This window comes from Paenibacillus sp. FJAT-26967 (assembly GCF_001541095.1).
GTDB lineage: Bacteria > Bacillota > Bacilli > Paenibacillales > NBRC-103111 > Paenibacillus_F.
The window spans coordinates 46,007-62,717 of record NZ_LMXH01000004.1; the positions used below are offsets into that span (position 1 = coordinate 46,007).

Below are 16,711 nucleotides of genomic sequence, written 5' to 3' on the forward strand. Positions count from 1 at the left end.
GTGTGCCCGATGACCGCTGGAGCTAGGCTCTCTATTGTCAGAGCGCTTAAGTAATCTTGGAATCTGCTTAACTGGCTTGCGCTTAACTAACTTGCTAATGATAAATTAGTTTACTTATGGCCGCGGCGCTGGAACTCCGCAATCACGGAGAATTCATCCTTCAGCTTGTGGTACACCCGGTCGTATAGGGAGTACAGCTCCAGATACGTAGGCGCGTGCTCGATGTTCGGCTCCTGGCGGTCCGTGATGGAGATGAGCTTGTTTACGTCTTCGAGACGCTCCAAAGCGCCGACAGCGTGCATGGCAAGTGCCACGGCACCGAAGGACGAGCTCTCGTGGCTCTTCGGAATGTGGACCGGATAGCCGAACATATCGGCCATGATCTGGCGCCATTCGGGTGAACGGGCGAATCCGCCGGATGCCCGGATTTCCTTCGCCGGGCCGGCCAGGTCGCGCAGAGCGACGCCGATGCCGAAGACGGTGAAGAGAATGCCTTCGAGCACCGCGCGGATGAACTGCGGCCGCTTGTGGTGCAGGCCGATGCCGAAGAAGCTGCCGCGTGCATCCGCGTTCCAGTAAGGCGCTCGTTCGCCTGACAGGAACGGCAGGAACAGCAGGCCGTCTGAGCCCGGGGCTACTTCCTTGGCTGACGCGATCATGATGTCGTACGGGTCTTTGCCCGTACGGCGCGCTTCCTCGACTTCGGGGAAGGAGAACTCGTCACGGAACCAGCGCAGCATGAGGCCGCCGTTGTTGCTGGCACCGCCGATGACCCAGTGATTCTCGGTGAGCGCGTAGCAGAACGTGCGCTCCTTGGGATCGGTGAGCGGCTTGGGCACTACGGTACGGACTGCGCCGCTCGTTCCGATGGTGATCGCGACTACGCCGGGCTCCACCGCCCCCACACCGAGGTTGGCGAGCGCGCCGTCCGCCGCACCGACTACGAAAGGCACGTCCGGATTGAGGCCGAGCAGATCGGCAAATTCGGACTTCATCCCGCGCATAATGTGCGTGGTCGGGACAATCTCGCTCAGCTGATCTTCGCGGATACCCGCGATTTCCAGCGCATCCGCATCCCAGGCCAGCGTGTTCAGGTTGAACAGACAGGTCCCGGATGCGATTGAATGGTCGACAATGTAGCGGCCGAAGAATTTGTGCAGAATATATTCTTTAATCGATATGTATTTGACAGCCTTAGCGAAAATATCTTGGCGGTTCTCACGAAGCCACATCAGCTTCGGAAGCGGCGTCATCGGGTGCATCGGGATTCCGGTGGTGTGGTATAGGGAACTGCTGAGCTTCTCGTCCTTGAGCCGCTGAACCTGCGCCACGCTGCGGTTATCCGCCCAGATGATGCTGCTCATCAGCGGTTTGCCGTCCGCGTCTACCGGTATCACGCTGTGCATAGCGGTGCTGAAGCCGATCGCTTCCAGCTGCCTGGCATCGATCCCGGACTTCTGAATAGCCTCTTGGATCGATTTAAGCACAGCCTCGAACATAAGATCCGGATCTTGCTCTGCCCAGGAAGGCTGCGGTACATCAAGCGGATACCCTGCTTCTCCAGCCCCCAGAAGAACCCCTTTCCCATCCGTAATAATCGTCTTCGTACTGGTCGTTCCGATGTCCAAACCCATGAAATAAGACAATTTCTTTCACCTCTGATTAATAATGATGGAGATTTCCTGTTTGTGTAAAAGATTCGCTTCCTACATTATAAGCGTTATTGGACCTGGTTCGTAGTGTTATATTTACCGTGCCGGGACGGTGTGTAATAAGGTAGAAAAACACATGCGGATTCTTCGCAAAAATGGCGGGAATGCCGGAAAAGATTCCCCTATTGGCATCATACCTTCTAGGGGATATACGTCAAGTGTGTTTTTTTCAGGTGGAGCGGCGTGTATTTACGGGAATTGGGCGGCGGCTTCCACGGAGTGGAGGGATTGCTTGGATTTAGGGGCTGTTTGCGGTAAAGTAAGGTCAGATTAATCCATGACCGGATACGAAAAGGAGCGCTCTTATGCACATCACGATAGCCACAATCGGCAAGTTGAAAGAAAAATACCTCGTCAACGGGATCGACGAGTACGTGAAGCGCCTTGGCCCGTATGCCAAGGTGCAGATGATTGAGGTGCCGGACGAGAAGGCACCGGAGAGCATGAGCCCTGCCGAGGAGCAGCAGGTGCGGGTGAAAGAAGGCGAGCGGCTCTTGGCCAAGCTCGCCCCGGATGCGTTCGTCGTGGCGCTGGCCATCGACGGGGAGACCTGGTCGAGCGAGCAGCTGGCGCAGCAGCTCGACCGGCTGGCCACCTACGGGCGCAGCCAGGTGGCCTTCGTCATTGGCGGCTCGCTCGGCCTGTCGAGCGAGGTGCTGCGCCGCGCCGACGCGAAGCTGTCGTTCGGGCGCATGACCTTGCCGCATCAGTTGATGCGGCTGGTGCTGGTGGAGCAGGTTTATCGGGCTTTTAAGATAAACCGGGGGGAACCGTATCATAAGTAAGCACAAAGTCATCTTTAATTGAAGCGTCAAAGAACAACTCAATGTCTTCTGGTCGGGATTGTCTCCAGCATTTATAGTGATCTTGTTTATAATAGAGTGAAGCAAGTCCTATAGTATGCCTAGCACCTCTAGTCAGCGACCCATGAGTAAATTTAGCGATACGATAAAGACGTTTATTCCGTTATATGGCATTATCGCTTTGGTAAAAGAATGATTTATGGAAGGTCAGGTAAAAAGAGATGATGATCAAAGTCCCGAAATATCTCTTTCATTATTATGAAAAATCTAATGGTGCATTCACAAGTTTATCTAGTTTGACATTAATCGAAGCTGAAGAAGTTTTAAAAAATATCCGTCAAAAAAATGAGTCATTTGCAAGTAAAAGAGCAGATAATTATGTTGGAGTAAGGTTTGAGTTGGAAAGCAAGATTAGGCAGTGTTTTATTCTGAAGGGTGGCGAACCCAAAACGAAGTTTCCCCATTACATGACATTGGGTTCCTGTGATTGGCTTAAAGAATGGTATAAAGAAGGTGATTCAGTACAAATTCCGCTATCTATCCTGAATCCCAAATCAATCAGTTTTACTTATGGTGATTCGTTCCCAGCAATGCGCGTCCAAGATGGTAAGCCCTACAGAGGGCAGGTGTACACGTTTGAGGAACTACCAGGATTGATTGAGAAGTATGGTTTGCCCCAAAATTGGAACTTCGATGGTAAATTTGCTCCTGAGAGATATATAGAAGCACAGGTTTGGGATGATGAAGTCCTAAACATTATATTATAAATGAGCAATTTTATGAAAGGACCATACATCTATGGAATTTTGGAATCAAGAAAGTGAGTACTATAAGTTAGAGCCACTTACGGAACAGATGATAGTACGTGCGGAAAGGGAATTAAAAGTTAAGTTGCCGCAACCTTATATCGCTTTGCTAAAGAAGCAAAACGGAGGGTATATAAATTTCGACGCTCATCCGTCTTCTCGACCAACTGAATGGGCGGACGACCATATCAGGGTTGACCACATATTTGGAATAGCCCCTGATGAGGGCATCTTGCAAAGTCCTTATTTAATTAAAGAATGGTGATTGCCAAAGAATCTTGTTTTGATTTCAGGTGATGGGCATTGGTGGATTGCCTCAGATTACCGAATACAGAAAGAAGAACCACCAGTTGTTTACGTTGAGAGTAATGGCGGAAGAACTATAGAGTTGGCGAGAAACTTTGATTCGTTTTTAGCAAGGGTTATGCAACTGGAAGTATGAAGACTAAGGCAATAAAAACATGGATTTAATCCAGATATGAGGTATGTCTTATTCGTTTGAACAGTGGAGTTAGGACTTGAACTACATTTTAAGTACTTTAGCAATAATAGCTTGGGATGGTATTTGTCAGATGTTTATGAGGAACACCAATTATTCAAAAACCACTATGAATTTCTTGAAAATGGAACTATAGAAGGTAAGAAGTTAAAGGACATTTGGGCTGACGTAACTGATATTTATTAAAAAAGAAGTGCTATGTAAAGAAACCACTCCATTGTCAGGAGTGGCTATTGTCTTTATATACTGTGTATATTTTGTGGTCAAACTTTACATTGTGTTTAGATACATTACGGTGAACCGTATTATAAGTAGGGCGAATAGATAGATGATAATATTAACGGAGTTTAATTAAGATTCAAAGGATTTAGTCGGGAGCGTCAAGAATTTTGTGTAAATGAAAATAAGCTTCACTTGTAGAAGATAGTTTTAGTCCGTGGCGGAGAACATGGCTTGGAGTTCAGCACGTGCTTGATCGAAGCCCAATGTGACATCGGGTAGTAAGACGTTGTAGCCTTCGAACTGGACTACCCCTGTAGCTGCCCAAAAGCTCCCCCACCTATTCCGATGGCTATCCGTCAGGAGATAACATAGAACCATAACCCCCAAGGGTAGGGATACAAATAAATTGAAGTTGATTGTAAACAGTGTTACTCTAACAACGGTAAACTCAAAATCGATGTTTTGCAGTACATCTAATAATAGTCACTATTTTAGTTATAAAGAAAGGTAACACTATGATAAAAGTTGATAACTTATCCTTCTCATTTCCGCAAAAAGAACTATATAACAACATTTCATTTACGTTGGAAGAGGCACAACATTGCGCTTTTATAGGAACAAGCGGCAGTGGGAAAAGTACATTGATAGATATACTGATGGATCCAGAAAGATATATGTTTGAGGGCAGGTTAGAAATAGACCCGACTTGCACAATTGGGTATGTAAGTCAATTCTCACAGCTGGACAAAACTAAAGATACAACAGTTTTTGAATATATAGGGGAAGAATTTATTAAGCTACAAGATGAAATAACATCTATTTGTACGGAAATGGAAACATCCTCGGATATTGATTCGTTATTAGAAAAGTATCAAGTAGCTTTAGACGCTTTTGATTCAATCGGTGGGGATGATTTTGAAAGCAACATTAATAAGAAATTAAATCTAGCAAACCTCATGAAGCTAAAAGATCTTAGGGTATCCGATCTGAGTGGCGGGGAATTCAAACTGATTCAAGTGATGAAGGAAATGCTTAGTAGACCAGATTTAATGATTATGGACGAACCAGATGTGTTTTTAGACTTTGAAAACCTAAATGCGCTTAAAAATCTCATTAACTCTCACAAAGGAATACTGCTAGTTGTTACGCACAACCGATATCTATTGAATCATTGTTTCAACAAAATCTTACACCTTGAGAACATGGAGATCCAAGAGTTCGATGGGCGATATATCGATTATAACTTCTCATTACTTCAGACTAAAATTGAGTTGCAAGAACTCACCGTCGCTGAGGGAGAAGAGATTGAGAGAAACGAGGGTATCATCGATAATCTTAGACATATCGCCACGTATAATTCAGAAGCATCCAGAGGGAGAGCGCTCAAAGCCAGAGTTAGATTTCAAGAACGATTGGAAGCGCGTAGGATTAAAGCACCTTTCGTAGATATTAAGCAACCGAATATTAGTTTTGGTATGGATAATGAAATGGAAGACACCGTTGTTGTAACTGTTAATAATTATAGGGTTGCTTTTGATGAGTTGCTTTTAGACCATGTTAACTTTGAGATAAAATCTACGGATAAAGTAGCTATTATCGGTGCGAACGGTACCGGGAAAACGACTTTACTCCGAGATATCTTTAGAAATAATCATGATTCCATTGAAATAAATGCTGATGCTAAAGTGGCTTATTTATCTCAACTTCAAGGCGAAATGCTAAATGATGCTAATACAATACTAGAAGAATTCATCGATGCTGGATTTAAAACGTATGACGAGGTTAGATCGTATATTTCAAACTATGGCTTTGAAGGTGAAATCGTTAATCAAAAGATAGCATCGTTATCTGGTGGAGAAAAAAATATGCTTCAATTGGCTAAAGTTGCTGCCAGCAAAGCAAACCTATTGCTCCTCGATGAACCGACAAGCCACTTAGACACCTATACACAACTAGCACTGGAGAAAGCCATTGAAGAATATAAAGGCGCAATTCTTATGATTTCTCATGATTTCTATTCTGTTGTAAATGGTATGGATTACGTTCTAATCATTGACGATAAGACGATTAGAAAAATGAGTATGCGTAAATTTAGACAGATGATTTATGCTAGTCATTTTGATAAAGACTATTTAGAAACGGAACAAAAGAAAAAATCAGTTGAAATGAAAATAGAATTGGCTTTAAAAGATACTAATTTTGAGCTTGCAAAAGTATTGGTTGATGAGCTGGAAGAGCTGATTAAGTTGCTTTAAAAGAAAAGGGAATAGTTCAACAAAGGGTGTCCCAAAAGTCATAAAATGACGAAGGGACACCCTCTTTTACTTTAATAAGGGATAGAAGCGCGCAGGGAATAAGCTGGATATTGTGCTGAACGTATAAGGCTATATCTCGTCCTTATGCAAGTGCATTTCCTAAATTCAGGTGAAAAGTAGGTGGACTCAGGAAAAATGAACATTATAATGGAAATAAGAGACATACATAAAACTAATATAAGGATATAATCAAAAATCAGGCTGAGTAAGAAAGCGATTAGAGGAGGCCATCTAGTGGGAAGATCATTCGCAAATTTGCATATCAAGTCAAGCAACCTTGAGAAGACTGTCGAAGCATTAAGAGAGCTAAGCGAAGCGCATGGCGAAGTATTAGGCAAACTAAATAATGAGGCTTCAGAGTTCAAAGTCGTCATGTACGTAAGCAAAAGTAACGAGAATTGGATCAGCGTGCTCCACGATTATTTTGTATGGGGTACGGTGAAGAAGATCGGCCGGACGTTGTCCCGGCTCATCGAGGAGCCAGTGATGACCGCCGCATATATGAATGAGGAGTTATTCGAGTTGTCGTTTTTCGAGAATGGAGATATCCAGGCCGAAAAAATCTTTTGTGAACAGTGGACGAGAGATGAATATGAACAACTCCAAGAAGAACGTCTTAATGAGGACTACCTGCAGAAGGCGTTGGATATCCGTAATGAGGATTTTGACGGCTTCATTAGCATTACGAGTCCGGCACAAGCCGTAGATAAGCTATCGGAACTCGTAGGAATGTCTTTATGGAGTGATTGGGAGTGGATACCGCACCAAGAAACTCTTAGAGAACGATTCGAGAAATATGAATTTTGACAATACATGAGCGGTATAGGCACGCTTCCTCGCTTTAGATAGAGGTGATGAAGAGGGGTGGTGAACCAGCAATGGATAAATTAAAGAACAGCGGGTTTTATAAGCTTAAATTTTTCATAAGTCCGCAAGAGTTTAAAAGCATTTTGAAGCTTTTTGAACATAAGCAAGCGCAATTTCATCTTACCAATTATGCCCGGACAGAACATGATCTGAATCAGGTGTATGAGGCGTATCAGGCATTTTATGAGTATTTTACGGCAGTGGAAAAAAGGAACGATTATCACCCCTTCTTTGTTTATTCCATTTCTGTTGCGTCAGATCATGAAAGCTCCGGATTTTTTGCGAGAAATGAAGGTGTCCATTTTCCATATGGCGGACAGTGGGCAGAGGATGAACTGCCGTGTATCTTGCTTTCATTTCCTAAAGGCTTTCAAATTAATTTGGAAGATGAACAAGGGAAGTATTATATCTATGAGGATATCCGGGACCATAAGCCGTTAACCTATACGTTTTTCAGTGAAATAACGGGTTCTATTAAAAAAATGACAAAGCCGCTTCGCTTCTCGGCGCATGACGCAGATGCTATGAAGGAGCAAAAGCCTTCTGTGCGTATAAGTCATGATGCGATTCACGACTTGAGCAAATCGTGGATTTTCAGTAAATATGGACTTGTGATCGATGGCATGTAGGAGGGTTTACGAATGCGTAAGATATGGAAAAGAAGGATTCTGATTAATAATCCTGTTGCGCTGGACCATTTTCAGATTGAGCAGGACTTGCGCGCCGGCAACCAAGTCATTGTCCAGTTCTCTCATCCGGAGTTTTATGGCTCCATATTGGAAGAAGTGGATGAGCTTTGCGAGCGCTGGGATGAGGACTTCGGAGTCCGTTTCTACGCCCACTATTCCCTGTCTTTTGATTGTCATACTCTCTTGCGGATTCCCCATGTCAAAATGCTGCAGCTCAATTGTCTCCTCCAGGCACATAATACCGAAGCATTGGCCAAGCTGGATAACCTGTACAGTTTGAGCTTAGGCATATATGAGCTGGAGAATTCGGAAATTCTGGGGATTGATACGCTGCGCTCTCTAAAAATTTTAAACATTATCTCGGATAAAAAGATCCTCAACTTGCAATATTTTAAAGAGTTCCCTTATTTGGAAGAGTTGCATGTAGGGGGCAAGGTTAAAAACCTTGATGCTATCGGTTATCTGGAGGACTTGAATTATCTCGCGCTGCATTCGATCAGCAAGCTGCCGTTACATTTTATTAACCGGCTGAGGAAGCTGAAGCACCTTCGCATTTTGCTTGGAGGACGAGAGCATATTCAGGAAATTGAAGAGAATACAATCGAGAACCTGGAGATCAGTAGAGTGCGGGGCTTTCATGACCTGACCAATATTACGGCCTTTCAAGCGCTGAAGAGACTGGTTATTGAGGATCAGATCAAGCTGCAAGAAATCAGCTTTGACCGCGAAATGAAGGCACTGGAGGAGCTAGCTATCAGGAATTGTAAAAGCTTGACTCGTTTGATGAGAATGGAGCGACTGCCTTTGCTGCACAAGCTTAGCATTCTCAGAACGGCAATCGATTTCGATTCCTTTATCAATCAGAAACTTCCAAGTTCTTTATCATCAGTGGAGTTTGCAACTTTCAAAAGTAAAGCAGACCAGGAAATACAACAATCTTTAATGAAATTGGGTTTTCAATCACATGGATAATAGTTAATCACACAACCAGGCCGCCGATTAATTCGACGGCCTTCAGGCATATTGCGCAAACTTGATTGTAGCCCGGGGTTAGCCCTGAGCAGATCGACTAACGGAAAGGAGGGCCATTGTCATGAAGCCGATGCAAGAAATAGAGGCGCTGGCGATAGAGATCGCCGATGCGGCCAGAACGTCTTTTCGCGCTCTTTTTGAAAATGGCGAAAGCTACTATTACTGTACGCTATATACGACTGGCGAGGGACATGCGCCAAGCATCTCCGCCTGGTCGTGGGAAGCTTTGGAGATGGAATCGGCCAGGCAAGGAGACGAAAGCGGCACACCGGGATCGACGATTGCGGAACTCATCAAATGGTCCTATGCCGATTCGCCTTATTGTTGTTTCGGAGATGAGAACTTCGATCACGTTAAACAACGCTTTATCGAGCGTCCTTTCATCGCGGATCTTGAGAATGACGAAAGGAATCGCGAGTTTGATTTGAGGCTGAAGGCCATGGAGCTGGCGATGAAAATGCTCGATGATGAAGGCGTGTTTGCCTTGAATCAACCGCGAGAGTCCGTATGCGTCCTTGTCGAAGTCATGCCACCGGATGAGATTAATACCGAAATCGCCCTGCGTTTGAATCGGGCGGAATCTCCGGCTATGCAAGTATGGTTGGCGGAAGCGGCGGAGTAGAAGCATCCCTTGCTGGAACTCTGACCGTCTACGCGGAGACGACTGCCACTTTCTCCAAAGAGCAACTCATTGTCGTCTATTGCTGGGGACCGGCTTGCAACGGAGGCACCAAAGGCGCGGCACGCTTATCCGCACTCGGCTTTCAAGTGAAGGAGATGCTCGGAGGCATTGAGTACTGGCGTAAGGAAGGAAACGACGTAGAAGGCACGCTGGGAAATTCGGCAAACATAATTGGGTAAAGAGATGAGAATATACATTTCCGCTGATATGGAGGGGATATCGGGGGTTACGAACCCCGACTATCTCCAGCCAGGCGAGCCGAATTACGAATACGGCCGCTCGTTGATGGAACACAACGTCAATGCGGTAATTGAAGCCGCATGGGAAAGCGGAGCAACCGAAATCGTCGTCGCCGACAGCCACGGTTCAGGGAACAATCTCCGGCTAAGTCGCCTGCATGCCGCAGCGACATTGATCTCGGGGTTCCCAAGAGAGCATTATATGATGTCCGGTCTGGACGCCAATTTCTCGGCTGTCTTTTTCGTGGGCTATCATGCCCGGCACGGAACCCCAGGCGTATTAAGCCATGCGTACTGGTTCAAGAATATGACGGTTAACGGAATAGATGTCGGAGAAATCGGGTTCAACGCGATTTATGCAGGTATGCTGGGCGTACCGCTGGCTTTGGTCACCGGTGACGATAGAGCTGCCGAAGAGACGAAGCTTCTCATGCCGGATGTGGTTACGGCAGTTGTAAAGCACGCGTTATCGAGAACCGCGGCGCGTTGTTTATCTTTGGAGCAAAGCCGGAAAGAAATCGCGGAGAGAACGACAGAAGCTATGGGGCGCCTCGCGGATTTCACCCCGCTTAAGGTCGCATTGCCGGCGGAAGTAAGCATCGAATTTTTCCATAGTGGCCAGGCCGAGTTGGTCTTGGGCATAGCCGGAACGATTCGGCATCCGAACAGCACAGTCGTAACGTACATAGCGGAGGATGCCGCTTCGTTTTACCGCACGATGGAGACGATGGCGACATTGGCGAACACAGCTCGGTTTTTCTAAAGAGAATACTTTATTGTGTGCGAACAGCATCCCCATGGACCTGCTCATATTCGCCTATCAATGTAGGGTTAACCTACCGCAAGTAGGGCGGAATTTTTGGATTTTAAAGTTATTTTATATTTAAGTACCGTTATACGTACATGGATATCACCATATACGTATAACGGTATTTTGTTTTATAAAATGATTTTACCATCGGCCTGACGTCACCAATGCGAAGCTGGATAAGCTTGAACTAACATCATGTTAGCAAAAGAAGAGAGCAAGTAGAATTAGTGGGTGCGGTAATAGAAAAGTTGAGTTTGACCCTAATTTTTACATGTGAGAAAATAATGGAAATTTAATGAAAGGAAAACAATGTATGATCAACCTTTTTCGATTCATTCCTATTAGTCAACTTGCACACAAATTTCCGGAAGGATCTTGGTGGGCGAGGTATTACCAGGATTTCAGTGACGAGCAACTTGTCGCTTATTATGAAGGAGATTTGACACTGCTTTCTCTCAATTTGGATTGGGAGCAGCCTTTTCCGCAACAAAAAGAAGTAATTATCATTTTTATAGATGGAAATTGCACGGTAGAAAATCTTTATAATAAAGAAACAGATGGTGCCATAGGACTTATGGTGATCGGTAATTTGACTGCGAAAAATATAACGGTAGGCGGTCAGGAAATTTATGTTTCGGGCAATCTGATAATTGAGGAAATATTGTGCGGCTCCTACAATCATGGGGAAACGATTGTTAAAGGTGATCTTAGCGCTGCGGTTTTAGTTCAGGATGACGAGTACAGCTTCAAAGTAGACGGGCAGAAATCGATCGCATGCTTAGTTAATGTGTGGGAGGGAGATGGTGTATTTCAGGAGCTTCCGGTGGACATTCATGAGGTGTTGATCGATGAAGTTTTTCTGGACATAGATGAGGATGACACGGGCTTTTCCTTTGGCACGCTGGTGACTGTTATTATAGAAGGACGTTCCGCATTAAAAAATTTAAATGATTCTCTCACGAGAAAGAAACCTGATCATTTGTATTTTACTCATAACTTGATCAATGAGGAAAATATGTTGAAATTGACTCAGTGTATTTTAATGCCGAATGACAAACCGTCTTTTAGCTTTCAGGAGCAAGGCGTATTTATCAAAGTTCAACTGGCGCATATTGATGACGACGGGGATGAGCGGGATCTCAGCGTTTATATGAAAGATAACCGACATCACTATTATATTTGGCTGGAGCAAGATCATTCCGTCGGTTTGTTGAGGAGGACCATAGATGAGGGGTCTGAGTGGGAGGACATTACAGAAGAGTCTGAGGAACAGCTGGCGGAGATTAGCGACCGCTGGACTATGTTGCTGACCTGCGCTAATATGGCTGAGCTTTATTTACGAAACATTGAGGTCCAGTATGTGCAAGACATTTTGCAGCATCCTGTCATTCAGGAATTATATTCGGAAGAGGAGGGGGATGACGGGTTCTGGGACGGCTCAAAATATTACAGCTTCCGTGAAGCGCATACGGACGAGGATGGGGACTACCTGCATGCCCGGATTGAAATCAAGACTCCGGATGAAGCGTATTATTTTTATACATTGGATAGTGGAACTTATGTTTCCCGGTATTATCAGCCGCCCAATCAATATGACATGCAGGATATGTCCTTCTTAGACCTTAGGCGCTGGGAGGCATCAGAGCGGTATTTTGCGAGATTCAAACAATTTATTGCTCAGAAGCTAGAGGCAGGCGTGAATAGATAGACTTAGGTTCTTGCACCGTGACATTAGTTCATTTAGCAGGATTGCATAATGAGATGAGCTCTGTCGTCAAGGAAACCACGCATGGCATAAAACAATCTCTGCACTTGCCGAAATGACTTGATAGGTAATAGAAGAAAGGATGATAGAAATGCCAGATGATAACCAAGCTCGTCCTTCTGCTGGTTCTATTAGAGAAGCGGGCCGGTATCCTATCGACCTGACAGGTAATCGTAGTCACACTCTTGTCATTAAGCCCGGCGTGGGCAGTCTATCCATTGGACCGCCGCAATTGGGGAAGAAGGCAGACCTTCATGTCGCGCCTGATGCGCAAATCGATTGGACCGTATTCGATGTCTTTGCCACGCCGGCGGGCTCTCCCTGGCCGCGATTCCTGCATTATACAGGCAGTGACGCAGGCTTCTTGGACTGGGCGCAGAAACGTCCCATTGAAGAGATGACATGGACTCCGATCCTGTCTGCAGATACGCTGGTGGACGCCAGTCAGTCCCATTTGCATGGGTTACATATCGAGTTGGGCCCGTCATGTGAGACTCTGAGCCTGAAGCTTCCGAAGGGGCATTACCGCCTGAGTGTGTCCGGCGATCTATCACGCTTCTCGGCCACTGGCGATATGCCGTCTTCTCTGACTCTAGCGCCGCGCACCAGCCGGCGCAAGAATGATGCCCCTCTCTTGTTGCCGGGCCTGGGTGAGCTGCACCAGGTAACGAGCCTGACGCTACACAACGCACCACTGGGACAGCCCATCTCGTTAGAGTGTCTAGACCGGTTCCCAAACCTTAACTCACTGAGTTTGTGGGGGAACTTCTGCGACTTGAACTTATTGGCTCGTCATGCCGGGTTAACGAATCTGGAGCTGCGCTTCATACCTGATCTGCGGGACTTGCCGGCATTGGAGACGTGGCCGTTGCTTGACAGATTTATCGCTTACAATGTGGAAGAGATCGCTGGCAAGCGCCTAAGACAGCAAATGAAAACACGCGCTAAAACCCGTCCGTGGACCGGCCATGCTTCAGTGAGCCAATTACGAAAGCCTGAGTGGTGGACGACCGAGTTCGGCCGCCCTTTCTCGGCCTGGCCTAAACGTCTGGCCAAGCCGGCTAACGAAGCTTACAATGTTGCAAAGGCAGCCTTAGCAGGGGCCCGCAGCTTGGCCGATGCCGAGGCAGCCATTACCGCTTTCACCGTGCGCTTCAACACTCTCAAAGACATCGAAACCACCGAGCGGGAAGACCTTGGTGAAGCGGTATGGCAACTTAGCCAGTCTGATCACCTGATTGGCCAGCCTATAACAGAGGAGATGGCTCAACGCTGGTTCGATGCAGCGCGCGATTACTGAATGAAAGCAGCCGCATGAAAAGAGCAACACGAAGTGGCAGTCACCCGTGTTGCTCTTTGTTGTTCTAAGATGCAGACTTGTTAACGACAGGAATCCAGACTTCCATTTCATACATGTCGTTACCGCGATCGTAAGTCATTTCAAACTCGGGACCGTTTGCGAATTCGTAATTAGAGCTCGGAAACCACTCCCCCCAAATACGCCTCCACAATTCATGAATACCGCTCTGTCCGTCAGGGTAGAGGCCAGTTGCGAAAATCGCGTAAGTCTGAGGGGGGATATGAAGCTTTTCAAACTCTCCCGGCAAGCCGCTTTGGGGTAAAAAGTAACCGATCATATAGGAAAATTTCCCGCCTTGGTTATTGTACAATACCGAATGAAGCTGGCCATTTTCCCCCAATCCCGCGGCGGCACGAATTCGATCGACGGTTCCATCGGAAATACACTTGGTCCAAAATGCAGGTATTTCAACAAACGGCTGCTCAAATGGATCTCCAGCGTCATTGATTACAGTCGCAACGCCGAACATTTCAAAAGCTTGTTTTTCCTCGATTCTATAGTTCATTTCCACATCTCCCCGAATTGAAATATGAAAGGATAACCGAGGATAGGCTTTGAGTGAAACGCCTTTGTCGCGCGCTGACATAGGCATCACACCATGCATTTTTTTGAACGCTCTGGAAAATGCCTCGGGTGATTCGTACCCGTACTTCAAAGCGGTGTCGATGACCTTTGTACCGCTTTGCTGTAGTTCAAAAGCAGCAAGGGTCAGCCGCCTGCGCCGAATGTACTCTGAAAGCGATACACCGGTGATAAACGGAAACATCCGCTGGAAATGATAAGTGGAACAGCAGGCGATTCTAGCAATTTGATCGTACTGAATTTCTTCAGACAAGTGTGTTTCCACATATTCCATTGCGTTATTCATGCGGTCCAGCCAATCCATTCAGGTTCCTCCTTTCAAGTTTGAATTATAGGGGATGGCAGGAATTGGTACCTTGCAATCCTTGCACAGAAATATCATGTTCGATATTGCTTTAATAAAATCCTCTAAATACGTATGGATGTATTTACTGTAGTCTACCTTGCTACAACTTGCCGTTACAGACTTCGCTGTGAGCGGCACCATAAGTAGGGGCAAGGTTTTTGAGGAAAAGCTTGCAGGAGGCTGTATTTGCAGCATGCGGACCATAGGATCGAATCTGGACAGGTAACACTCCGGGTTGGTTTCTAGCCTCATGTTGCATTTGTGTTTCCGGAGTTGACGGCACTCCGGGAAAGAGCCGTGCATCATAAATAGGCCCAAGGAGGATATCCTTGGGCTTTAAATTTTATTCGTAGCAACGTTAGTAATTATGTTGATAAGTTCTCCGCTGGAGAGCCAGGCTCTGTCAGCGAAGTGCGTAACCGGCTGCCCGGTCGGCCAGCTGCTGGCTGCGCTGCTCAGGAGTCACGTAGCGTGTATCGGACGGCAAAACACTACTCAGGTCAGCAAGCTTCACGACCTGTGTCTGTACGGACGGTCCACCTGTTGCAGGCGTTGTATCCGGCAGGTTCTGCCAGCGAACCATAATCGTTCCCTCATGCAGCCCTGCCGGGTCTATCCAGTTGGCTACGCCCGGGTCTTGAACCGATACTACAAACGTATAGCTGCCGTTGGCATTCGGCGCTGCCTGAACGTTGTTAAGACTTGATTGATGATGGATAGGATCTACGGTTACCATCCACGGGTCTGTAACCGGAAATACTACATAACCTGCTCCTCCGGTTACTACCCTTGCGACTAGCGCTTCGTCATCCGCCAGTTTGAAGTGGCCGAACGAGCTGGCCTGCGTGACCAGCGTGCCTAATGTGGAGGATGAGGTCGGACTGGACAGTGTATTCACCGGATTGGTGTGAGTCTTTATGCCCAAAGCACCATAACCATAATCGATAATCGATTCCTGTAGATTCGTCCAGGCTTCGGCAGCAATGGTCAGCTTACTCTTGGGCGTACGCTGGATGCCGTCGGGCAGCCGCTCTACCGTAAGCGCATCAGGCGTTTCGGTATTCCAATTGCCAAGGTTATTGCGGACGAACAACTGCACAGCCGCGCTAGTCGACTGTATATGGTTGGTACGTCCATTGGCCGGATTGCTGTCTACAGTGATGAGGTAGCTTCCGTCCGCATTCACTACTAGATCTTTACCGGATAAATAGGTGATGGTCTGCTGCGAATTGGGGTTACTGATCAGCGAGAACGTTACATCGGTAGGACCCGGAAAAGTACGTTTTCCATGAATGATGTACTTGGACGAGCCGTCAATCGGGATGGTACGGTAAATATTGTCCGGGTTATCATAAGAATACCGTCCTCCCGGCACGTTCAGATCAAGCCAACTGCGTGGCGGGGTGTTTAACCAATATACTTTGGGGAAATACGGATCGTTGTTGACCGCTTTCTGAATTGCGCTGAACGCGAGCTCGTTGATTGCGTTATTGAGACGGCTCTCCGCTTCTAGGCTCAATGAGCCGCCGTAGGCGAGCTTGTACGCCGCCTTGGCTTGGGCTTTCAGCAAAGGATAACTGTTGCTCTGATTGATCTGAATGCTCAGTGCATCCAGTTCCTGTTGATCTGTGGTCGCCAGCACCGACGTAGACGCTTGAGCGTCCTGCACCGTTACGGAGCTAAAGGACACGAAAACCAGCGCGATTAGCCCCAGTTTAAGCAACCTTTTATGAAGCTTTCGAAAAACGTTCCGCTTTTTCTGTAAGTGAATATCCATATTAGTTAACATGCTCCCTCCAAATAAATTTTTTACAACGCTAAAAGAGGCATACTTTGTTCACCCACATTAGTGGGATCAGCATGCCTCTGGTTAACCAGTCAGTGTATTAATTTAAATTTAATATAACAGATTCCTTTGGTTTAATTTATATTATTCCTACAGGTTTTGTCAACAAAAAAATTGGATTGAATTTTATAGTGT

Annotated in this window: 14 protein-coding genes and 1 pseudogene; 12 read left to right on the forward strand and 3 right to left on the reverse strand. The window is 46.3% G+C overall.

The features are described 5' to 3' along the window. Positions 1-110 precede the first annotated feature (110 nt). A complete protein-coding gene (locus AR333_RS16665) occupies positions 111-1,634 on the reverse strand; it encodes a gluconokinase (protein ID WP_068776726.1) in 1,524 nt (507 codons plus the stop codon). 383 nt (positions 1,635-2,017) lie between these two features. Between AR333_RS16665 and rlmH the strand changes: the two genes are divergently transcribed. From rlmH to AR333_RS16725, 12 genes and pseudogenes are all read left to right on the forward strand, one after another. Continuing rightward, positions 2,018-2,497: a 23S rRNA (pseudouridine(1915)-N(3))-methyltransferase RlmH gene (gene rlmH, locus AR333_RS16670; protein ID WP_068776518.1), complete on the forward strand. Its 480-nt coding sequence runs from the start codon at positions 2,018-2,020 to the stop codon at positions 2,495-2,497. Positions 2,498-2,736: 239 nt separating this feature from the next. Continuing rightward, on the forward strand, positions 2,737-3,282 hold the full coding sequence (locus AR333_RS16675) for a hypothetical protein (protein WP_253735885.1): 546 nt from the start codon (positions 2,737-2,739) through the stop codon (positions 3,280-3,282). Positions 3,283-3,313: 31 nt separating this feature from the next. After that, a pseudogene (locus AR333_RS16680) lies at positions 3,314-3,763 on the forward strand (SMI1/KNR4 family protein). Positions 3,764-4,557: 794 nt separating this feature from the next. Next, a complete protein-coding gene (locus AR333_RS16685; protein WP_068776519.1) occupies positions 4,558-6,297 on the forward strand; it encodes an ABC-F family ATP-binding cassette domain-containing protein in 1,740 nt (579 codons plus the stop codon). A gap of 294 nt (positions 6,298-6,591) precedes the next feature. Then, the gene (locus AR333_RS16690) at positions 6,592-7,164 is read left to right on the forward strand and encodes a hypothetical protein (RefSeq protein WP_068776520.1); all 573 of its coding nucleotides are present in this window, start codon (positions 6,592-6,594) and stop codon (positions 7,162-7,164) included. 71 nt (positions 7,165-7,235) lie between these two features. Continuing rightward, positions 7,236-7,853, forward strand: coding sequence for a hypothetical protein (locus AR333_RS16695; protein ID WP_068776521.1), 618 nt, complete (start codon positions 7,236-7,238; stop codon positions 7,851-7,853). A gap of 12 nt (positions 7,854-7,865) precedes the next feature. Next, positions 7,866-8,885 (forward strand): hypothetical protein, encoded by a 1,020-nt coding sequence (locus AR333_RS16700; protein WP_068776522.1) that lies wholly within the window; start codon positions 7,866-7,868, stop codon positions 8,883-8,885. A gap of 121 nt (positions 8,886-9,006) precedes the next feature. After that, positions 9,007-9,567 (forward strand): DUF4303 domain-containing protein, encoded by a 561-nt coding sequence (locus tag AR333_RS16705; RefSeq protein ID WP_068776523.1) that lies wholly within the window; start codon positions 9,007-9,009, stop codon positions 9,565-9,567. Further along, positions 9,543-9,806 (forward strand): rhodanese-like domain-containing protein, encoded by a 264-nt coding sequence (locus AR333_RS16710; RefSeq protein ID WP_367584634.1) that lies wholly within the window; start codon positions 9,543-9,545, stop codon positions 9,804-9,806. Before AR333_RS16705 ends, AR333_RS16710 begins: the two co-directional genes overlap by 25 nt. Positions 9,807-9,810: 4 nt before the next feature. Further along, positions 9,811-10,629, forward strand: a complete 819-nt coding sequence (locus AR333_RS16715; protein ID WP_068776728.1) for a M55 family metallopeptidase — start codon at positions 9,811-9,813, stop codon at positions 10,627-10,629. A 361-nt stretch (positions 10,630-10,990) separates the two neighbouring features. Continuing rightward, positions 10,991-12,385, forward strand: a complete 1,395-nt coding sequence (locus AR333_RS16720) for a hypothetical protein (protein ID WP_068776524.1) — start codon at positions 10,991-10,993, stop codon at positions 12,383-12,385. Positions 12,386-12,533: 148 nt separating this feature from the next. Continuing rightward, entirely contained in the window at positions 12,534-13,742 is a 1,209-nt protein-coding gene (locus AR333_RS16725; protein ID WP_068776525.1) for a hypothetical protein, read from the forward strand. Positions 13,743-13,806: 64 nt separating this feature from the next. On the opposite strand, the gene AR333_RS16730 is transcribed toward AR333_RS16725, so the two are convergent. Both AR333_RS16730 and AR333_RS16735 read right to left on the reverse strand, forming a co-directional pair. Then, the gene (locus tag AR333_RS16730; RefSeq protein ID WP_068776526.1) at positions 13,807-14,688 is read right to left on the reverse strand and encodes an AraC family transcriptional regulator; all 882 of its coding nucleotides are present in this window, start codon (positions 14,686-14,688) and stop codon (positions 13,807-13,809) included. 445 nt (positions 14,689-15,133) lie between these two features. After that, positions 15,134-16,519, reverse strand: a complete 1,386-nt coding sequence (locus AR333_RS16735) for a DUF1214 domain-containing protein (protein ID WP_068776527.1) — start codon at positions 16,517-16,519, stop codon at positions 15,134-15,136. Between the last annotated feature and the right edge of the window lie 192 nt (positions 16,520-16,711).